The organism is Aminobacter sp. UC22_36, assembly GCF_044056035.1.
GTDB lineage: Bacteria > Pseudomonadota > Alphaproteobacteria > Rhizobiales > Rhizobiaceae > Aminobacter.
In genome coordinates this window covers 44,738-66,144 of the sequence record NZ_CP171996.1, presented here as the reverse complement: position 1 = coordinate 66,144, position 21,407 = coordinate 44,738, and the positions used below count along the sequence as shown (strand labels likewise).

The 21,407-nt window shown below is 59.4% G+C and carries 10 protein-coding genes, 3 tRNA genes and 3 rRNA genes; 9 read left to right on the top strand and 7 right to left on the bottom strand.

All coding sequences use genetic code 11. The annotated features are described in order from the left end of the window. Nucleotides 1-21: 21 nt before the first annotated feature. Both tdh and ACHMW7_RS03270 read right to left on the bottom strand, forming a co-directional pair. Complete coding sequence (tdh, locus tag ACHMW7_RS03275; RefSeq protein ID WP_395448945.1) at nt 22-1,044, bottom strand: L-threonine 3-dehydrogenase; 1,023 nt, start codon at nt 1,042-1,044, stop codon at nt 22-24. A gap of 17 nt (nt 1,045-1,061) precedes the next feature. Continuing rightward, nucleotides 1,062-2,264 carry a glycine C-acetyltransferase gene (locus tag ACHMW7_RS03270; RefSeq protein ID WP_395448944.1) on the bottom strand — a complete coding sequence of 401 codons (1,203 nt, stop codon included), beginning with the start codon at nt 2,262-2,264 and terminating at the stop codon, nt 1,062-1,064. Nucleotides 2,265-2,414: 150 nt separating this feature from the next. On the opposite strand from ACHMW7_RS03270, the gene ACHMW7_RS03265 reads away from it, so the two are divergent. The 8 genes from ACHMW7_RS03265 (at nt 2,415) to ACHMW7_RS03230 (ending at nt 13,257) form a co-directional block, all read left to right on the top strand. After that, nucleotides 2,415-2,996 carry a helix-turn-helix domain-containing protein gene (locus ACHMW7_RS03265; RefSeq protein WP_395448943.1) on the top strand — a complete coding sequence of 194 codons (582 nt, stop codon included), beginning with the start codon at nt 2,415-2,417 and terminating at the stop codon, nt 2,994-2,996. A gap of 100 nt (nt 2,997-3,096) precedes the next feature. Next, a complete protein-coding gene (locus tag ACHMW7_RS03260) occupies nt 3,097-6,834 on the top strand; it encodes a hydantoinase B/oxoprolinase family protein (RefSeq protein WP_395448942.1) in 3,738 nt (1,245 codons plus the stop codon). Nucleotides 6,835-7,602: 768 nt separating this feature from the next. Continuing rightward, nucleotides 7,603-9,089: ribosomal RNA gene (locus tag ACHMW7_RS03255) — 16S ribosomal RNA — on the top strand. Between the two features lie 291 nt (nt 9,090-9,380). Further along, nucleotides 9,381-9,457 (top strand) — tRNA-Ile (locus ACHMW7_RS03250). Between the two features lie 20 nt (nt 9,458-9,477). Further along, nucleotides 9,478-9,553, top strand: a tRNA-Ala gene (locus ACHMW7_RS03245). A 341-nt stretch (nt 9,554-9,894) separates the two neighbouring features. Further along, nucleotides 9,895-12,709, top strand: a 23S ribosomal RNA gene (locus ACHMW7_RS03240). Nucleotides 12,710-12,891: 182 nt separating this feature from the next. Next, nucleotides 12,892-13,006, top strand: a 5S ribosomal RNA gene (gene rrf, locus ACHMW7_RS03235). Together the 16S, 23S and 5S rRNA genes with 3 tRNA genes alongside form the textbook arrangement of a ribosomal RNA operon. A gap of 174 nt (nt 13,007-13,180) precedes the next feature. Then, a tRNA-Met gene (locus tag ACHMW7_RS03230) sits at nt 13,181-13,257 on the top strand. Between the two features lie 99 nt (nt 13,258-13,356). On the opposite strand, the gene ACHMW7_RS03225 is transcribed toward ACHMW7_RS03230, so the two are convergent. The 4 genes from ACHMW7_RS03225 to ACHMW7_RS03210 all read right to left on the bottom strand — a co-directional run bounded on the left by ACHMW7_RS03225 (nt 13,357) and on the right by ACHMW7_RS03210 (nt 16,349). After that, on the bottom strand, nt 13,357-13,734 hold the full coding sequence (locus tag ACHMW7_RS03225; protein ID WP_395448941.1) for a hypothetical protein: 378 nt from the start codon (nt 13,732-13,734) through the stop codon (nt 13,357-13,359). A gap of 149 nt (nt 13,735-13,883) precedes the next feature. Next, on the bottom strand, nt 13,884-15,110 hold the full coding sequence (locus ACHMW7_RS03220; RefSeq protein ID WP_395448940.1) for a recombinase family protein: 1,227 nt from the start codon (nt 15,108-15,110) through the stop codon (nt 13,884-13,886). Between the two features lie 22 nt (nt 15,111-15,132). Next, the gene (locus ACHMW7_RS03215) at nt 15,133-15,387 is read right to left on the bottom strand and encodes a hypothetical protein (RefSeq protein ID WP_395448939.1); all 255 of its coding nucleotides are present in this window, start codon (nt 15,385-15,387) and stop codon (nt 15,133-15,135) included. 281 nt (nt 15,388-15,668) lie between these two features. Then, nucleotides 15,669-16,349, bottom strand: coding sequence for a hypothetical protein (locus ACHMW7_RS03210; protein ID WP_395448938.1), 681 nt, complete (start codon nt 16,347-16,349; stop codon nt 15,669-15,671). Between the two features lie 155 nt (nt 16,350-16,504). On the opposite strand from ACHMW7_RS03210, the gene ACHMW7_RS03205 reads away from it, so the two are divergent. Beyond that, nucleotides 16,505-16,741, top strand: a complete 237-nt coding sequence (locus ACHMW7_RS03205; protein WP_395448937.1) for a multiprotein-bridging factor 1 family protein — start codon at nt 16,505-16,507, stop codon at nt 16,739-16,741. Between the two features lie 300 nt (nt 16,742-17,041). Here the strand turns inward: ACHMW7_RS03205 and ACHMW7_RS03200 are convergent, their stop codons facing one another. Continuing rightward, nucleotides 17,042-21,013 carry a hypothetical protein gene (locus tag ACHMW7_RS03200; RefSeq protein ID WP_395448936.1) on the bottom strand — a complete coding sequence of 1,324 codons (3,972 nt, stop codon included), beginning with the start codon at nt 21,011-21,013 and terminating at the stop codon, nt 17,042-17,044. Nucleotides 21,014-21,407: the final 394 nt, after the last annotated feature.

Genomic DNA, 21,407 nt, shown 5'->3' with positions numbered 1-21,407 from the left:
TTCAAACGTGACTGGAAAAACCTACCACTCCAGCACGATCTTGCCGGCTTCGCCGTTGGCGGCATTGTGGAAGGCGGCCTGGTAGTCGTCGGCTTTCATGCGGCTGGTGATGACCTTGCGGATGTCGAGCCCGCTTTCGAGCATCGCCAGCATCTTGTGCCAGGTCTCGAACATCTCGCGGCCATAGATGCCCTTGAGCGTGATCATCTTGAACACGATCTTGGCGAGATCGATGGGGAAGGGCTTGGCCGGCACGCCGAGCAGCGCGATGCGGCCACCCATCAGTGTGTGGTCGAGCAACTGCTCGAAGGCGGCGGGCGAACCGCTCATCTCGAAGCCGACGTCGAAGCCTTCGCGCATGCCGAGCCGGCCCATGGCGTCGCGCAGTTCTTCCTGGGCGACATTGACCGGGGTCACATCAGCCACTTGGGTGGCCAGTTCGAGGCGCTTGGGGTTGACGTCGGTGATGACGACATGACGCGCGCCGCAATGGCGTGCCACGGCCGCGCCCATGATGCCGATCGGACCGGCGCCGGTGATCAGCACGTCTTCGCCGGCAACGTCGAAGGACAATGCCGTGTGCACGGCGTTGCCAAGCGGGTCGAGGATCGCGCCGAGTTCGTCGTCGATCGAATCGGGCAGCGGCACCACGTTGAAGGCGGGGATGCGAACATATTCGGCGAAGGCGCCGGGCAGGTTGACGCCGATGCCCTGCGTCTCGGGATCGAGATGGTAGCGTCCGGCGCGGCTGGCGCGGCTGCGCATGCCGATGACGTGGCCTTCGCCCGAAACGCGCTGGCCGACCTTGAAGCCGCGCACATGCGCGCCCAGCTCGACGATCTCGCCGGCATATTCATGGCCGGTGATCATCGGCACCGGCACCGTCTTTGCCGCCCATTCGTCCCACTTGTAGATGTGGATGTCAGTGCCGCAGATGCCTGTCTTGTTGACCTTGATCAGCACGTCATCCGGGCCGACCTCTGGCACGGGGCGTTCTTCCATCCAGATGCCGGGCTCGGCCTTGGCCTTGACGAGTGCGCGCATGGGGAAACTCCTGAATGTCAGATGATGCCGAGCGTCTTGCCGGCGTCGGCAAAGGCGTCGATGGCAAAGGTGATATCCGCGTCGTCGAGGGCAGCCGACATCTGGGTGCGGATGCGTGCCTTGCCTTGCGGGACGACCGGATAGAAGAAGCCGGCGACATAGATGCCGCGTTCGTCGAGCGCCTTGGCCATGCGCTGCGCCAGCACCGCGTCGCCCAGCATCACCGGAATGATCGGCGTCTCGCCGGGCAGAAGCGTAAAGCCCGCGTTCGACATGCCTTCGCGGAAACGGGTGGTGTGGCTGGCAAGCTTGGCACGCAAATCGTCGGCCTCGCGTGCGATCTCGATGGCCTTCAGCGACCCCGCGGCAACGGCCGGCGCCAGCGAGTTGGAGAACAGATATGGCCGGGCACGCTGGCGCAGCAGGTCGATGATCGGCTGTGCGGCGGCAATGAAGCCGCCCATTGCGCCGCCCAGCGTCTTGCCGAAGGTACCGGTGACGATGTCGACACGGTCACCGGCGCCGGTGAGAGCAGGCGTGCCGCGACCTTTGTCGCCGAGATGGCCGGTGGCGTGGCAATCATCGACCGCAACGATCGCGCCGAAGCGGTCGGCCAGTTCGCAGATGTCCTTGAGCTTGGCGACATGGCCGTCCATCGAGAACACGCCGTCGGTGACGATCAGCTTGAAGCCCTTGCCCTCGGCTTCCGCCTTCTTGAGCTGAGCTTCGAGGTCGTTCATGTCGCCCTGGGCGTAACGATAGCGCCGGGCCTTGCTGAGACGAACGCCGTCGATGATCGAGGCGTGGTTCAGGCTGTCGGAGATGATCGCGTCGTCGGGGCCAAGCAGGGTTTCGAACAGGCCGCCATTGGCGTCGAAGCAGGCGGCAAACAGGATCGCGTCGTCCTTGCCGAGATAGTCTGCGATGGCGTGTTCGAGCTCGCGGTGCAGGTCCTGGGTGCCGCAGATGAAGCGCACCGAGGCCATGCCGAAGCCGTAGGCGTCGAGCGCCTGCTTGGCGGCATCGCGGATCGCCGCATTGTCGGCGAGGCCGAGATAGTTGTTGGCGCAGAGATTGACCATCTGGCGTTCGCCGGCCGGACCCTTCACCTTGATGCGGCCCGACTGCGGGCCAGTGATTTCGCGCTCGCGTTTGTAGAGACCGTCAGCCTCGATACCCTGGAGAACGCTCGATATGTGGGAAAGGAAATCTTGGCTCATGGTCTCGCCATTCCGTTAAGGTGGAAATTCCGATATATCGGATATAGTGTCAAGTCTAGTGGAATTCACTTGTGCCAGCGCGGCAATCGCAAATGCCTCGCAGTACGGCAAAGCCAATGCTATCAGTGTGCCGCTTTTGGGGGAGGCGACATGGAACTGAATGACGCGCCGAAGATCGGCCCGGTGATCCAGAAGGAACGCAAGGAGCGCCACCTGACGCTCGACCGGCTTGCGGCGATTTCGGGCGTTTCGCGCTCGATGCTGTCGCAGATCGAGCGTGGCGAGGCCAACCCGACCTTCGCTGTTTTATGGTCGCTGACCCAGGCGCTCGGCATCGACTTCGCCCAGTTGATCGCCGGCGGCATTACCCATCAGAAGAAGACTGACGCCATCGACCTCGTCAGCCTGGCGCTGACGCCCGAGATCAAGAGTCCCGAGGGCGCCTGGCGCCTGCGTATCCTGAGCCCGCCGGCGCTTGCCGGTCGCGTCGAATGGTATGAGGTCGAGATCGCGCCCGGCTGCAAGCTGCAGAGCGCCCCGCACGCCCCCGGCACCTTCGAGCACCTGACCGCCCATACCGATGGCCTTTGCGTGGAAACCGAGCATGGCCGCCAGGCACTGAAGACTGGCGAAACCGCACGCTACCGCGCCGACGTCGGCCATGAGATCAGCAACACAAGTACGGAACTGGCCAAGGCGCTGATGGTGGTTCTCTACGAACAGGATGCCTGATCCAAGTAACCGGGTTTTCTTCTCTTGACGGCGCGGCAGGCCTGCCGCTTCCTCCCAACAAGCGGCGCGCAATGTCGCGACCGCAAGTTGGGAGAGGGTCATGTCGGGCAAGTGGGATTTCTGGGTCGACCGTGGCGGCACCTTCACCGACGTCATCGGCCGCGACCCGGACGGAGGCCTCCACCCGCGAAAGCTTTTGTCGGAAAATCCCGAGGCCTATCGCGACGCCGCCATCCAGGGCATACGCGACCTGCTCGGGCTGGCGCCGGACGCAGCCATTCCCGCCGGCAGCATCGGCGACATCCGCATGGGCACGACGGTTGCCACCAACGCGCTTTTGGAGCGCAAGGGCGACCGTGTGCTTCTCCTCATTACCAAGGGCTTCCGCGACGCGTTGCGCATCGCCTATCAGGCGCGGCCCGACATTTTCGCCAAGGAGATCATCCTTCCCGAACAGATCTATGAGCGTGTCGTCGAGGTCGATGAGCGCGTGCGCGTCGACGGCTGTGTCGAACGGCTGCTCGACATCGCCGAGCTGAAGCCGATGCTGCTGCAGGCAAAGGCCGAAGGCATCGATGCGGTAGCCATCGTCTTCATGCATGCGTGGAAATTTCCCGAGCACGAGCGCGCCGTCGCCGCCGTCTGCCGCAAGTGCGGTTTCGGCCAGGTCTCCGTCAGCCATGAGGTTTCGCCGCTGGTCAAGCTGGTCGGCCGCGGCGATACGACTGTCGTCGATGCTTATCTCTCGCCGATCCTGTCGCGGTATGTGCAGCAGGTGGCAGGGCAGCTGGGCGCTTCACCCTCCCCCTTGTGGGGAGGGTCGGACGGCGAAGCCGGACGGGGTGGGGGTGACGACGGTGCGACGGGGTCTACCCCCACCCCGGCTCTGCGTGCCGACCCTCCCCACAAGGGGGAGGGTGAAAAACCCCGCTTGAAGTTCATGATGTCCTCGGGCGGGCTCACTGCCGCCGACCTGTTCCAGGGCAAGGACGCCTTGTTGTCCGGCCCGGCCGGCGGCGTTGTCGGCATGGTCGAAACGGCAAAACTCGCTGGCTTCGACAAGGTCATCGGCTTCGACATGGGCGGCACCTCGACCGACGTCGCGCATTATGACGGCGAATACGAGCGTGCCTTCGACACCGAAGTCGCCGGCGTGCGCATCCGCGCGCCGATGATGCGCATCCACACGGTTGCCGCCGGCGGTGGCTCGGTGCTGCATTTCGAGGCCGGCCGCTTCAGCGCCGGGCCCGATTCCGCCGGCGCCAATCCTGGCCCCGCCTGCTACCGCCGCGGTGGGCCACTCGCCGTCACCGACGCCAATGTCATGCTCGGCAAGCTGCAGCCCGATTTCTTCCCGCCGATCTTCGGCCCCGTCCAGGACCAGCCGCTTGATGCCGGGGTCGTGCGCCAGAAATTTGAAGCCCTTGCCCGCGAGATCGGCGACAGCCGCACGCCAGAGGCGGTGGCCGAGGGTTTCATCACCATTGCCGTCGAAAACATGGCCAACGCCATCAAGAAGATCTCGGTCCAGCGCGGCTACGATGTCACCGAATATCTGCTCAACTGTTTTGGCGGCGCCGGTGGCCAGCACGCGTGCCTCGTTGCCGACGCACTTGGCATGGAGGCGGTGCTGATCCATCCCTTCTCCGGCCTGCTGTCGGCCTATGGCATCGGGCTGGCGTCGGTTTTTGCCTCGCGCCAGCAGGCGCTGCTCAAGCCGCTGGCCGAGGAATCGCTGGAGGAGATTGGAGCGCTGATCGAAAGCCTGCGCACCCAGGTCATGGTCGAACTTGCCGGCCAGGCCATCGATGAGCCCGACGTCATTGTCCGGCCGATCCTGCATGTCCGCTACGACGGCACCGACACCGCTTTGCCTGTCGGTTTCGAACATGGTTCGATCGTCGACGCGAAAGCTGCTTTCGAGACGGCACACAAGGCACAATTCGGCTTCATATATAAAGACAAGCCGATGGTCGTCGAGGCGGTGGCGCTGGAAGGCCGCGACAGTGCCGAACGCGGTTTGAGCGAAAACGACGCCAAGCTCGACGAACGCCCCGCCACGCCAATCGAGCAGCGGCACATCTACGCTGACGGCGCCTGGCATGATGCCGGCGTCTTCCGCCGCGCCGACATGAAGCCCGGCCACAAGGTTGCAGGTCCCGCTCTCATCATAGAGAGCCACCAGACGATCGTGGTCGAGCCGGGCTGGCAAGCTGAGATCACCGCCCGCGACCATGTGTTGATGCGGCGCGCTGAGAAAAAGCAGCGCCGCGCCGCTGTTGGCACGGCGGCCGACCCGGTGATGCTCGAGGTCTTCAACAATTTGTTCATGTCGATCGCCGAGCAGATGGGCGTGACGCTTCAGAACACCGCCTATTCGGTCAACATCAAGGAGCGGCTCGATTTCTCCTGCGCCGTTTTCGACCGCACCGGTGCGCTGGTCGCCAACGCGCCGCACATGCCGGTGCATCTCGGTTCGATGGACCGTTCGGTCGAAACGATCATCCGGCTCAACGATGGCGACATCCACCCCGGTGACGTCTTTGCACTCAACGCACCTTATAATGGCGGCACGCACCTGCCCGACATCACTGTCGTGACGCCGGTCTTCGATGACGCGGCAAAGGACATTCTTTTTTATGTCGCGGCGCGCGGCCACCATGCCGATGTCGGCGGCACGGCACCCGGCTCGATGACGCCGCTGGCAACGTCGGTCGACGAGGAAGGCGTCTTGTTCGACAACTTCCGACTCGTTGCGCGCGGAAAATTCCGCGAGGCCGAACTGCACCGGCTCTTGACCGACCATCCATATCCCGCGCGCAACCCGCACCAGAACATTGCCGACCTCAAGGCTCAGATTGCCGCCAATGAAAAGGGCGTTGCCGAGCTGAAGAAGATGATCGGCCATTTCGGGCTTGATGTCGTCGAGGCCTATATGGGCCACGTCCAGGACAATGCCGCCGAGAGCGTTCGCCGTGTACTCGAACGCCTGCCTGACAGCTCCGAATATGAATACCCCACCGACACCGGCCAGGTGATCAAGGTCAGGATCACTGTCGACCGCGACAAGCGCGAGGCGACAGTCGACTTCACCGGTACCTCGCCTGTGATGAAGAACAATTTCAACGCGCCGGAGCCGGTCGCGCGCGCCGCCGTGCTTTATGCCTTCCGCGTCATGGTCGAAGACCTGATCCCGATGAATGCCGGCTGCCTCAGGCCGATCAACATCATCATCCCTGATGGATCGATGCTGAAGCCGACCTATCCGGCCGCCGTCGTCGCCGGCAATGTCGAGACCTCGCAGCACGTCACCAACGCCATCTTCGGCGCCATGGGCGCGCTCGCCAACGCCCAGGGCACGATGAACAACCTGACCTTCGGCAATGCCACCTATCAATATTACGAGACGATCTGCTCCGGCTCGCCGGCTGGTCGCATGAATGACGGCAAGGGTTTTGCCGGCACATCGGGGGTGCATACCCATATGACCAATTCGCGCCTGACCGACCCCGAGATTCTGGAACTGCGCTTCCCGGTTCTGCTCGAAGACTTCCACATCCGTGAAGGCTCGGGCGGCAAGGGCAAGTGGAACGCCGGTGACGGCACCCGCCGTACCATCCGCTTCCTTGAAAGGATGGAGTGCTCGATCCTGTCGTCGCACCGCTCGCGTCCGCCATTGGGACTGGACGGCGGTGGCGAAGGCCAGAAGGGTTCGACCAAGGTCCGCCGCAATGACGGGTCAATCGATGTCCTCAGGGCGTGCGACCAGACGGAGCTCGAGGCGGGCGAAGCGGTGATTATCACCACGCCAACGCCAGGCGGCTTTGGCGCTGGGTGAATCACGTCCCGGCGGCTTGTCGCTGTGAATCAGCGCTGAATCACCTGGGATGCAGCGTTGCTGCGAATATTTCTCGGTTGGCTAAACTCTTTCGGATGGATTGGAGAAGGGATTCGCGTTGTGGTTTCGCGCTGTTGGATCGTTCAAGCTGTTGATTTCGCGCATTGATTGCGGTCGGCGGTGCGCGAATGCTCTGGAGCGTGGGCAGATTGTGTAGGCTCTTAGTTCCCTTCCCTAGGGTCTTTATGGGTTGTGGTTGAGCGTTGGGGTATCTGTCGCAAAAAATTCGCAAAAGTTGGAAAAGGTCGTTGACAGTTTGGAGGGGCGGCGACTATATACGCCTCAACAACGAGGGCGGCGCGCCGCTGGCGGCCCCGGAGTTTGCTCCCAAGGAACCTGGTTCTTTGGGGATGGATTTCAGAGAAGTCCTTGTTGAACGAATTCAAGAGAGCCGCGTGAGCGACACTCGACTGGGTCTGAAGGCGAAAGCGGCCAGGCCCCGACATTGCGTCCAGTGATGTCTGTTCTTTGACAATTGAATATTGAAGAAAGAGAAACGTGGGCGGCAGAGTCCTGCTGAACGCTCAATCCCGCCAGGGGTTGAGATGTTCGAACGAGACTTTGGCGGACACGTTTTTGAGAGAATAAGTCTACCAGGACGAGATTGTCGCAAGATGATTTTGTCTAGGTGTGAATGTTCTCGTCAATTCAAATGCGTGACCAGATTGAAGCCTTATGGCTTCGATTATTCAGCCAATCAAAGTTTCAAAACTTGAGAGTTTGATCCTGGCTCAGAACGAACGCTGGCGGCAGGCTTAACACATGCAAGTCGAGCGCCCCGCAAGGGGAGCGGCAGACGGGTGAGTAACGCGTGGGAATCTACCCAGCTCTACGGAATAACTCAGGGAAACTTGTGCTAATACCGTATACGTCCGATAGGAGAAAGATTTATCGGAGTTGGATGAGCCCGCGTTGGATTAGCTAGTTGGTGGGGTAATGGCCTACCAAGGCGACGATCCATAGCTGGTCTGAGAGGATGATCAGCCACACTGGGACTGAGACACGGCCCAGACTCCTACGGGAGGCAGCAGTGGGGAATATTGGACAATGGGCGCAAGCCTGATCCAGCCATGCCGCGTGAGTGATGAAGGCCCTAGGGTTGTAAAGCTCTTTCACCGGTGAAGATAATGACGGTAACCGGAGAAGAAGCCCCGGCTAACTTCGTGCCAGCAGCCGCGGTAATACGAAGGGGGCTAGCGTTGTTCGGAATTACTGGGCGTAAAGCGCACGTAGGCGGATTGTTAAGTTAGGGGTGAAATCCCAGGGCTCAACCCTGGAACTGCCTCTAATACTGGCAATCTCGAGTTCGAGAGAGGTGAGTGGAATTCCGAGTGTAGAGGTGAAATTCGTAGATATTCGGAGGAACACCAGTGGCGAAGGCGGCTCACTGGCTCGATACTGACGCTGAGGTGCGAAAGCGTGGGGAGCAAAACAGGATTAGATACCCTGGTAGTCCACGCCGTAAACTATGAGAGCTAGCCGTCGGCAAGTTTACTTGTCGGTGGCGCAGCTAACGCATTAAGCTCTCCGCCTGGGGAGTACGGTCGCAAGATTAAAACTCAAAGGAATTGACGGGGGCCGCACAAGCGGTGGAGCATGTGGTTTAATTCGAAGCAACGCGCAGAACCTTACCAGCCCTTGACATCCCGGTCGCGGTTTCCAGAGATGGATCCCTTCAGTTCGGCTGGACCGGTGACAGGTGCTGCATGGCTGTCGTCAGCTCGTGTCGTGAGATGTTGGGTTAAGTCCCGCAACGAGCGCAACCTTCGCCCTTAGTTGCCATCATTAAGTTGGGCACTCTAAGGGGACTGCCGGTGATAAGCCGCGAGGAAGGTGAAGATGACGTCAAGTCCTCATGGCCCTTACGGGCTGGGCTACACACGTGCTACAATGGTGGTGACAGTGGGCAGCGAGACCGCGAGGTCGAGCTAATCTCCAAAAGCCATCTCAGTTCGGATTGCACTCTGCAACTCGAGTGCATGAAGTTGGAATCGCTAGTAATCGCAGATCAGCATGCTGCGGTGAATACGTTCCCGGGCCTTGTACACACCGCCCGTCACACCATGGGAGTTGGTTTTACCCGAAGGCGCTGCGCCAACCCGCAAGGGAAGCAGGCGACCACGGTAGGGTCAGCGACTGGGGTGAAGTCGTAACAAGGTAGCCGTAGGGGAACCTGCGGCTGGATCACCTCCTTTCTAAGGAAGAGCCCTAATGGAAACGCTTACTCGTTAAGCCTCTGCCTTTCGGTTCTCTTGGAACAAGACGGAAGAGAGTCACTCTTACCGTCGCGCATACCTTAAGCGGGTCTGCCGCCTTCGTTTCTCTTTCTTCGTGAATGACTTTGGATCAGCGCTCGCGCGCCGCATCGCAGCCCTTTGGGCTGCTGGCGCTCCGCGAGGGCGCGGCATGAGCCGCGACGGCCGGTCGGCCTTGCGAGGCTCTGCCTCGAGGTCGCCCATCTTGTTACTGGCAGAGCGCGGTCTTTAGGGCTTGTAGCTCAGTTGGTTAGAGCGCGCGCTTGATAAGCGTGAGGTCGGAGGTTCAAGTCCTCCCAGGCCCACCACTTCCTTTTGATAGGTATCAGGGGCCGTAGCTCAGCTGGGAGAGCGCCTGCTTTGCAAGCAGGATGTCGTCGGTTCGATCCCGTCCGGCTCCACCAACCTTCCTGGTTGGCTGTCGAGAGGATGTGTTTAAAGCGCCAAAGTCGTTCAAAAAAGATTTGTGGTTCGCTCCCAAAGAGCGCGCCGCTTGTTCTGTTTGACATTGTAAAGAGAAGATTTGTTCGGACTCCGTCGTTGGAGTGTGTGCTGTGAAGATGAGGCTGCCATGCCTTGTTGGAAGAGTTCATGCGGTGATGATGATGGTTTGTCGCGGTGAGACGCTCAATCTCCCGCATATGATGGGCTTGCCTAACCGCTGCCCCCGGACCGATCTCGAGAAGCTGGTCTTTTTGTGCCGATGACGTTGTGAGAAATCATGATGGGCATTGGCAATGAGAACGATCAAGTGTCTTAAGGGCAATTGGTGGATGCCTTGGCATGCACAGGCGATGAAGGACGTGATACGCTGCGATAAGCGTCGGGGAGGTGCGAATACCCTTTGATCCGATGATTTCCGAATGGGGAAACCCACCTAAGATACTTGTAAAATCAGAGCAGTCGCCAGGCGCAAGTTTGGTGGCTGTTGTGGTTTACAAGTATCGTTATTAGGTAACTTACCCTGAATACATAGGGGTAAAGTGGCGAACGCGGGGAACTGAAACATCTAAGTACCCGTAGGAAAGGACATCAACCGAGACTCCGCAAGTAGTGGCGAGCGAACGCGGACCAGGCCAGTGGCGATTGAGAGACAAGCGGAACCTTCTGGAAAGTAGGGCCATAGTGGGTGACAGCCCCGTACGCGTAATGCGATCAATCGTCCTTGAGTAAGGCGGGACACGTGAAATCCTGTCTGAACATGGGTAGACCACTATCCAAGCCTAAGTACTCGTGCATGACCGATAGCGAACTAGTACCGTGAGGGAAAGGTGAAAAGCACCCCGACAAGGGGAGTGAAAGAGTACCTGAAACCGGTTGCCTACAAACAGATGGAGCCTGAAATGGTGACATCGTACCTTTTGTATAATGGGTCAGCGACTTAGTGTGACGAGCAAGCTTAAGCCGGTAGGTGTAGGCGCAGCGAAAGCGAGTCTGAATAGGGCGTTCAGTTCGTCGCATTAGACCCGAAACCGAGTGATCTAGCCATGAGCAGGATGAAGGTAAGGTAACACTTACTGGAGGTCCGAACCCATAACTGTTGCAATAGTTCGGGATGACTTGTGGCTAGGGGTGAAAGGCCAATCAAACTCGGAAATAGCTGGTTCTCCGCGAAATCTATTTAGGTAGAGCGTCGACCGAATACCCCAGGGGGTAGAGCACTGGATGGGCTAGGGGATCTCACCGATTTACCAAACCTAACCAAACTCCGAATACCTGGGAGTACTAGTCGGCAGACACACGGCGGGTGCTAACGTCCGTCGTGAAAAGGGAAACAACCCTGACCTACAGCTAAGGTCCCCAAGTTATGGCTAAGTGGGAAAGGATGTGAGGATCCCAAAACAACCAGGATGTTGGCTTAGAAGCAGCCATCATTTAAAGAAAGCGTAACAGCTCACTGGTCTAAATAAGGGTCTTTGCGCCGAAAATGTACCGGGGCTAAAGCCATACACCGAAGCTTAGGGTTTGCAGCTTGCTGCAAGCGGTAGCGGAGCGTTCTGTAAGCTGACGAAGCGGCACCTGTGAGGGGCCGTGGAGGTATCAGAAGTGCGAATGCTGACATGAGTAACGTAAGGGGTGTGAGAGACACCCCCGCCGAAAGTCCAAGGGTTCCTGCTTAAAGCTAATCTGAGCAGGGTTAGCCGGCCCCTAAGTCGAGGCAGAAATGCGTAGACGATGGGAACCACGTTAATATTCGTGGGCCTGGAGGAAGTGACGGATCGCGTATGTTGTGGGGTCTTATTGGATTGATCCCTGCAGCGGAGTGGTTCCAGGAAATAGCTCCTCCATTATAGACCGTACCCGAAACCGACACTGGTGGACTGGTAGAGTATACCAAGGCGCTTGAGAGAACTATGCTGAAGGAACTCGGCAAATTGCACGCGTAACTTCGGAAGAAGCGTGACCCTTTCATGCGCAAGCATGTGGAGGGTGGCACAGACCAGGGGGTAGCGACTGTTTATCAAAAACACAGGGCTCTGCGAAGTCGCAAGACGACGTATAGGGTCTGACGCCTGCCCGGTGCTGGAAGGTTAAAGGGAGAGGTGCAAGCTTTGAACTGAAGCCCCAGTAAACGGCGGCCGTAACTATAACGGTCCTAAGGTAGCGAAATTCCTTGTCGGGTAAGTTCCGACCTGCACGAATGGCGTAACGACTTCCCCGCTGTCTCCAGCATAGACTTCAGTGAAATTGAATTCCCCGTGAAGATGCGGGGTTCCTGCGGTTAGACGGAAAGACCCCGTGCACCTTTACTATAGCTTTACATTGGCATTCGTAGTGGCATGTGTAGGATAGGTGGTAGGCTTTGAAGCCAGGGCGCCAGCCTTGGTGGAGCCACCCTTGAAATACCACCCTTATCTCTATGGATGTCTAACCGCGGCCCGTTATCCGGGTCCGGGACAATGTATGGTGGGTAGTTTGACTGGGGCGGTCGCCTCCTAAAGAGTAACGGAGGCGCGCGATGGTGGGCTCAGACCGGTCGGAAATCGGTCGTCGAGTGCAATGGCATAAGCCCGCCTGACTGCGAGACTGACAAGTCGAGCAGAGACGAAAGTCGGTCATAGTGATCCGGTGGTCCCGCGTGGAAGGGCCATCGCTCAACGGATAAAAGGTACGCCGGGGATAACAGGCTGATGACCCCCGAAGAGTCCATATCGACGGGGTTGTTTGGCACCTCGATGTCGACTCATCGCATCCTGGGGCTGGAGCAGGTCCCAAGGGTATGGCTGTTCGCCATTTAAAGCGGTACGTGAGTTGGGTTCAGAACGTCGTGAGACAGTTCGGTCCCTATCTGCCGTGGGTGTAGGAATATTGAAAGGATCTGTCCCTAGTACGAGAGGACCGGGATGGACGGATCTCTGGTGGACCTGTTGTGGCGCCAGCCGCATAGCAGGGTAGCTATATCCGGACGGGATAACCGCTGAAGGCATCTAAGCGGGAAACCCACCTTAAAACGAGTATTCCCTGAGAACCGTGGAAGACGACCACGTTGATAGGCCGGGTGTGGAAGTGCGGCAACGCATGAAGCTTACCGGTACTAATAGTTCGATAGGCTTGATCGTTCTCATTCCTAATGCTCATCACAGTGCGATCCCAAAAGGATCGTCACACTGCCAAAAGCAGGATGAAAAGGCACATAAAGACCAGCGAATAGCCACGAGAGGCACCCCAACAGTTCCACTGTCGACGCCCCTCCACGCTCCTCGCTACACAAAGCTTCTCGATAAAACGTGCGTTTTGCCGACCTGGTGGTTATGGCGGAGCGGCTGCACCCGATCCCATTCCGAACTCGGCCGTGAAACGCTCCAGCGCTGATGGTACTTCGTCTCAAGACGCGGGAGAGTAAGTCGCTGCCAGGTCTGCCAAACGCACGTTGAAATCTTCTCTTTGCAAAAAAGGCCCGCCAAAGGGTACACGGGCCGCGCAAGCGGCCCTTTCCATTGGCAGTCTCTCGAAATCATCCGGGCAAACACCCATATGATCTCAAGAGAAAGACCAAAACTTGCCGCAAGCACAGCTTGCGATAATGGTGGCGCGGGGTGGAGCAGCCCGGTAGCTCGTCAGGCTCATAACCTGAAGGTCACAGGTTCAAATCCTGTCCCCGCAACCAAACCTTCCAGATCCACGAGCTCTATCGCTGGCGCAAAGCGCCGCTTCCCTGGCGATGGTAGCTCCTCGTCCTGCGGACCATAACCTGAAGGTCACAGGTTCAAATCCTGTCCCCGCAACCAAACCTTCCAAATCCACGAGCTCTATCGCTGGCGGGAAGCTCCGCTTCCCTGGCGATGGTAGCTCCTCGTCCTGCGGACCATAAGCTGAAGGTCACAGGTTCAAATCCTGTCCCCGCAACCAACTCAACTTGCGAAAAACCCGCCCTCAAGGCGGGTTTTTGCGTATTCAGGGATATCGCGAGGATCCCGGCCAGATCGCCACGTACGTCGATCTGCAGCTCGTCCTTGTCCGGCGTCAGAACGATCTCCTGCACCAGCGAACGGACAATGTTGGCCGCCGTCATCCGTTTGGACTCGGAATCTTCCTGCAAGGCATCGTGCAGTTCGGCGAGCTGAACCCGGTAGTGGGCCGCCATGTTCGGATGCAGCAGGGGCGGGGGGCTCCTCGGCACCTTCGAGGAAACGGCTCAGTTCGGTCTTGCGGCTTTCGAGCTTGGCGCTCCGTTCCTTCACCATGTCGATCGGCATGGCGTCGTTGAGATAGAGGTCCATGATCTTTTCGAGCTCACGCTCGATCCGCTTCAGCTCCGCAGTAGCCGCGTCGATCGAGGCTCGTCCTTGCATACGCAGGCGGTTCATCTCCTGGGTGAACTCGTCGCAGAACGCCTTGAACAGCGCCGGGTCCATCAAGTGGTGGCGCAGGGCATTGAGCACGCGCGGCTCGAGGCGGTCGCGGCGGATGTTTTTGCGGTTGTCGCAGGTGCCTTTGTTGCGCGCCGTCGAACAGCCGAGCAGATCGGCCGAGATCATCGCGTAACCGCCCCCCGCAGCTGCCGCATCTGGTCAGCCCTGAAAACAGATATCTGGGACGCCGCCGGTCGCGGAAATGGTTCTCGCGCCCGCCGCCATCACCTCGGGTGAGTTTGAGGGTCACCTGGCGTGCCTTGGCCGCGTCCCACAGATCTTCAGGGACAATGCGAAGCTCGGGCACGTGCTGGATGATCCATTCGGATTCCGGGTTTGGTCGTGCCTGACGTTTGCCGGTGTCGGGGTCCTTGACGAAGCGCTGGCGGTTCCAGATCAGCTTGCCGATGTACATCTCGTTGTTGAGGATGCCGTTGCCGCGCCTGGCGCTGCCGTTGAGGGTGCTGAATCCCCAATCGCCGCCACCTGGGGCGCGGATCCCGTCCTTGTTCAACGCGACGGCGATGCGCTTGGGCGACTTGCCGGCGACGTAGTCGCGGAAGATGCGGCGGATCACCTCGGCTTCGAACGGGTTGATCGTCCGGTCGCCGCGCACCGGCTCGCCATTGGCATCGAGCTTCTTGACGACATCATAGCCGTAGCAATTGCCGCCGCCCGACTTGCCCAGCTCGACGCGGCCGCGTTGGCCGCGCCGGGTCTTGTCGGCGAGATCCTTGAGGAACAGCGCGTTCATCGTGCCTTTCAGGCCGACATGCAGATGGGTGACTTCGCCCTCCGACAGGGTGACGATCTTCACGCCACCATAAGCCATGCGCTTGTAGAGGCCGGCGATATCTTCCTGGTCGCGCGAGAGGCGATCCATCGCTTCGGCCAGTACGATCTCAAAGCGCCCGCGCAGGCCATCGGCGATCAGGGCCTGGACGCCGGGACGCAGCAGAGAGGCGCCTGACATGGCGTGGTCGGTATATTCGGCGACTACCTGCCAGCCCTGGTTCTCGGCATGGACGCGGCAAATGCGAAGCTGGTCGGCGATCGAGGCGTCGCGCTGATTGTCCGACGAGTAGCGGGCGTAGATGGCGACCTTCATAGAGCGGCCTCCTGAGCACGGTTCAGGAGCGTGTCGTGCGGCACGTCCTCCGTTCCTCTTCGTAGACCGTGCGTGCCGCACGACGGGCGAGCAGGCGAACGATCGCGATCAGTCGTGCATCGGGACCATCGCCACACCGGGCGAGTGTCAGTGCCGGCTCGGTCAGCCGGTCCGTGTGCCTTCGTTCCTGGCAGTTGCCGCCCTTCATCTCCATGTCGTCCTTCTGCCCGGTGAAGACTGTCACCGCACGTCGATAGTGACGCAGAACGGCCGGCATCCCAAGAGAAGCATCTGGACGGAATCGGGCATGATCGGGATGATATGCGTAGCATTGGCTTAGCCTGGCATAGATTGGCGTAGCGAAAATACTTGCGATGGATGGTACAGCCACAAGCTTCCGGCAGCATATCACCTTGCACGCGCCCAGCCATCATCGACATGAAGGGGACAACCAAGTGCTGGTTGAGCACACTCTGGTTGATGAGGCCATCGGCAACATGAAAGCCGGTCAAGGCCGCAGCTCCCAACCAAGCGTTGGCCTTGACCGACTCCGTCGGCCTAACAAGGCGGGCCGAACTCGCGAAAACACGCTCCGGAAGGCATCTCGCGGCCTATCCGCAGCAGATCGTCTCGGGCCGAGCGGACTTGCGGCCATGGAAATGCCAGGCCCTCATTCCGAGCTTGGCCCTCGCGCATGACCGCATCGAGCTTGCCGGCCACACCTGCGAGTGAGGCCGCTTCTGTTGTCGACAGCGCCTCCAGCAAAGCATCAAGCCGGGCGAACGCGGCCTGCTCATCCTTGAGGCCCGCGAAATAGCCGATCTCACTGGCGACGGCATCGAAGTGGGCTTGTCCGGCGTCGAGCTCAGCTTCCGCCCTGGCGCGCAGGTCGGCCAAATCGGTGCGATCGCCGACAAGCCGGTCGAGTCCCTCCTTCGAACAGACAAAGACATCGCCGCCGCCGGGGATGCTCACCACGGTGCCAAGAAAATCGACCCGCTCGGCAAGCTCAACTTCCAGCTCTTGCATCCTGCGGTAAAGCAGCTCGGCCCTCAAATGTACCGCCTTGACGTCTCGCCAGAGCAACACTGCCGGGTCGGTCGCCGTATTCTGCGGCACAGCTCCATAGGCCAATGCAGCATCTCGAAAGACCCATCCCATTGCAGCAACAAGGCCGCTACCAAACGCCATCCGCCGGGTGACGGCGGACAAACTCATGCTATGGTCGGAATCAGCCATGATCCGAGCTCCTCAACAGCTTAGGTTATGGTCAGGCTGCTGATGGTGGTTGCACACCTTCGGCAGCCGCTATCGACGAAATGATAAAATCGTATCAGGGGTACGATAATGCGTCCGCCTAAACAGATCAACAAGAATCGTATCTCTGTTACGAAATGAATGCAGTTCAATGCAAGATGGCGCGCGCAGCGCTCGGATGGGGAACGCGGGATCTCGCCCGAAATGCCGATGTCTCGCCGGACACGGTCGCGCGTTTGGAGCGAGGCGAGCAGTTGAAGAGCTCGACGATCGAGGCCATTCGCGCCGCTTTCGAAGCCGTTGGTATTGAGTTCATTCCGGAGAACGGTGGTGGGCCTGGAGTGCGGCTAGCTCGTCCCTTGAATGGAAAATAGGCACCTCACACGACGCGAAGAGCTGATCACCCAAAGACAAATATCCGTCGCAGGTGCCTCTCATACATTACGTTCTAAGAGGCAGCTACGCGCCCTTATTCCGGTCGTTCAAGCATCCTTTTCAGCATCTTGAAAGCGGTCGGTCCAGTCCGATCAAGACCTTCTGGACCACCAATTCCGACAAGCTCATCGAGAAGGCCCTCGAAGAGGCGAGGAAGAACGGGGACGTCAAGCACACCGACATCCAATTGCCGACGACCAACCCTACGTCCTTAAGGCTTCACCCGAGCGGGTCAACGATCAACGCTTCCCGAAAGCGCGTCGGTGGTCTTTCTTGGCTCGCGCCTTAACTGCTGCGTTCCGCTTCGACAGGGTTCTGGGATCAGGTCTCCAAGCATGCGCCGCGCGCGGTCCTTCTACCTTGATACCCTCATCCGTCGAACGGCCTTTCTTCCAACGGTCAAACAAAGCCCTTCCTCCATGCTGATCGGAAAGCGTCCTCTTCAATCCCGTAAGGAGTTGGCGCCTGTCACTGGTCCTGTACCGGAGAAGATTTCGCATTAGCAGCCCGATGGCATATTCTGCATTGGGTGTCGGTCCGGTCTGCAAAAGCCGGATTACCGCTTCGGTCGTCACCCTGTAGTGGGAAAGAATTTCAGCCTTCTCGACCCCTATCGCTTCGGCGATGGCGTCGATGGTGTACCTCGTGTCCGGGGTGGCCTGCGCTACGATCTCAACGATGTCGCCAGCGCTGCAGGTGATGGAGGTGTGCCGCAGCAGTGCCAGCTCGCCAACCAACCGGGCATACACCTTGTCATCCAGGCGCCCACTCTCCTTGGCTGCCAGGAAAATCGCCTGGAGCCATACTGCTCGCACCTTTAGGCCCCCGGCCCAGTTACGATATCGCTTGTCGTCGGTGACGAGCAGCATGCCATTTTCGCGAGCCACGAAGATTGGATCGAGCGCGCCGTGGCGAATGGTCTCGAGCAATCTCGGGTCGATGTCATTTGGAGCGTGGACAGGCACCACGTTGCAATCAGCCTGCATGGCGGCCTCGCGCATCGCGATGGCATCGGCAAGCTGTTTGGCACGCTCGGGCGTAAACTCGTCGAAATGGAACTGGCCCTTGTGGAAGTAGGCACTGCCGGAATGTTCGGTTTCGGGAACTAGATCATCGTCTTCATGCAGCTGGCCGATCTCGTCGGCGGTCGATCTAGCAAGAAGAATCCTGCCGAACAGGTCCTTCAGAACATCCAGACCGTTTATCCCCACGACAGCCCAATAGGTCAGCGTGTCGAGAACTACACCCTTGCCAAAATGGGCTCTGGCCGTTCGTGTCGCCCAATTTCGCTCGGGCAGAGCGCCCTCGCAGGCCTCGATGCCGATCCCTTCCCCCCTCAGTGAATCAGCAAAGCGAAGAACGCTGCCCCCTCCGGAGAATTCCGTCAGCACCGATATGGGCAAAGGTCCATTGGTATAGAGTTCGTGGACCTTCTCCCGTCGCTCGCCCTGCCGTCTCATCACATCGAGGAACGGGCCGATGTCATCGCCGACAGTGCGGATGACGTAGAAGCCGTCCTCGTCAGGGAACCGGATATTGAAGTTCTCGGTCAGGTCGGCGTAAGCATGAATGTACTTGTGGCGAACCTGCTGCACCGTCCAGCGAACGGTCCGCCCTAAACGGTCCTCGACATCGAATGAATCACCCACGCGGTGCCCGATGGCTGCCTCGGCCACAACGTGCCCTTTGCCGAACTTCTTCTCGGAGGGTTCGCCGGGTCCATCTACCACCAGGAACTGGTTGGTCTGGCCATCGTCGGATTCCAAGCTGGTCCACATCCCCACGCCGATGGCGGCATCGCTCAGTTCGTGAATTCGTTTCAACTGGCCCAGGGCTAAGCCGATCCACTTGAGCGCGACCTTCGGATCATTCCGATCTGCGTCCAGAACGGCGTAGCCCAGGTCAAGACCATCCTCGGCGCGCCCGCCAGCGACGAGCAGGTGTGCGAAATCCATCTTCTCCCGAGGACTGCCCTGCATCAACGATACATCCAGATCGGCGACCAATACCGGAAGTTCCGACTTCCGTCTCAACCGGAACAGCGTCTGGGCCTGCATCAGGATAGGCTTTATTAGATCTGGCGAAAGCTCACGCGACTTTAGGAAACGGTCCTCGGCCAGATTCAGCTCGCCCCTGTGGTAGTGCATGATGCCTTCTAGCATCACGTATTGGCGCAGGTTCCTGATCGAACCCTCAAGGTTCGCGAAGAACTCGACCGCCCGCGCTCTAGGAGGGAATTCGTATGCGAAGGCACTGGCCAGATCGAACAGGTCTTTCGAGTCGACGTTGTGGTCGACGTAGCCGTCCATCAATCTGATCACCTCCGCATGATCGTGGAGACGGGTTGCATAACCGGCCACCATCGCGCGGCTGGCGATGTGCGAGTTGTTGGAGATCGAGGCTAGAGCATTGCCATAGGCACGAGAGGATGCCTCCGGCAGACCAAGCTCATCCGCCAGTTGCGCCAGAAGCACCGATGCACGACCGTTCTTCATGTACAGCACGATCATGTCGTTCAGATCGGACGACGCACCGGCCGGGTCGTCCAGCGCGATCTTTCTTATGCTGGCGCTCGACGCCAATGCCTTGACCAGTTCGCGTTCGGTCTCCGGGATCGTCTCGAGAGCCTCGGTGCCATCCAGACCCATCAGATAATCCCAGTCGCCCAGCCGGGCAGCGATCTGGGCACGCATCAGTAGCGCAGATCCGACTTCGGCAAGTTTGGGAAAAGCCTCTCTTGCCAGCGCTTCGTCGCCCAGTTCCATAGCAAACGCAGCCACGCGAACCTGAATGTCTGGGTCCTTGCCGCCCGAAACGGCTGCCCCCTCGAGCACCAACTCCTTCGCAGCATCACTGTCGCCTACAGCAAGAAGAGCTAAGGCGCCGTTGATCCAAAGCGCGAGATGGTCGGGCCGGTCAGAAGCCTCCTCCTTCTTCGCCAGATTCCAAAGATCGACCAGGTCCTTACCAGCCTGGCGCAGACGTTCCCTGCCCTCCGCGGTCAGCTTCCAGCTCGTACGATGGTCGCCATCGACAATTTCGGTGATGACGGCCTCAGCGGCATGGCGCTTGTAGAATTCGTCTTCGGCGTCGCCCTCCCGTCCGAGTCGAGCCAGATCGATCCACGACGGATCTCCGGCATTTCGCAGGTTCAGAAGGTGATACTTCCTGACTGCTTCGGAGGCTCTGACCGCTTCTGGTATTCTGTCGATCGCGTCGGAAACACCGGCATAGCCGCCCGCTTGAACGACGTATCCGGCAAGAACCTCGTTATCGGGAGACTTGGTCAGTTCGGCCAAGCCTTGCTCGAACGCCTTCTGGTGATCGCCCCGCAGCATCATCGCCAATATGGCGTTGGCAGCAGCCTTCGGATCCTCTGGTGCATGTGCCACTGCCTCTTCCAGCATGTCAGCCGCTGTAGCCTCGTCACTCAACTGGAGATGACAGTGGGCGATGTTTGCCTTCACCCTGAACCAGATGTGTCCCGAATGCTTTTCGGTCAGGGTCTTTAGCAGGTCGTTCAAAAGGTCCAGCGAAGACCGCGGTTTTCCTTTGTTGGCGCGGTCCCTGTACCGATCGATCTCGGCATCGAGCGCCGCTTCTGCCGGATCGTCAGAAGTGCCATCAACGGTCGCCCGCGCCAGTAGCAGGGCCTTCACCTCTCGGATCTCGACCAGCGTGTTGCTGTGAAGGCCGACTATCTCCTCATGGCGCTGGGACTGGAGCTCCGCAGTCGGACTATGGTTAGGATCGAACATCAAAGCGACGTCGGAATGAGCCGATATCTGGTCTTCGAGGGTATCCCATCCCCAAGCGCGCACGACGATGTTGCGACCCAGCACGCGCTGCTCCTCGGTCAGCTTAGCAGCGACGGTAGAAAGTGGAGCGTCGTCGTCGGCCGTCGTGGTGAAAAAGTATTCGGTGAGCCTCGGCTCATATTTGAGCGCCTTTTCGAAATCGTCCCGAAGTTCCTTCTCGCTGGCCTTCTCGCCCTGCCCCTTGCACTTACATTGCACGCCCACGATCTTGGCGGTGACACCATCCCGGTACCCGTACATGTCCATCCCATGCTGGGCTTGGCCGTTCTTGCCGAAACGATGGATCGAGGGATCGTCCAAGATCCTGCGCCACAGCAGTGCCGATCCCTTTTCGAAGTCCTGCCACAGTTTTGGTCGTGGAATGTGAACCTGGTTGTACGCCGATGCCGACATCGAACTTCCGTGCAGTGAAGGGGCGACGAATCCGTCATTACTGTCAGGGTGATCCGGGGCCTTCCGGATGTAAAGCATTACAGTCCTCTAAGCTTCGGACATCATGCTGTTCGCCCCTGGCGCGCTAGGAGGCGCGTCTGATCGAAAGAACGATGAGGGAGCACAAGTTTACCGCCCATAGTGCGTGTTCCTAGAACAGACGATCCGGTGACTGCTTCGGCGGTTCGAACGTCACCTTTGCTGGCAGAAGTGGGAGCGGCAGAGCACGTTTGGTTCTGACCCGAGAATGGCAGCTTTCTCCAGACGTTGGCCAAAAGCGGACTGTCGGTTGTCGGCCCGGGCTCTGCCGTCTGTGCGAAACCCGAACGAATGACAAGTTTCGCGCGGCGACGGA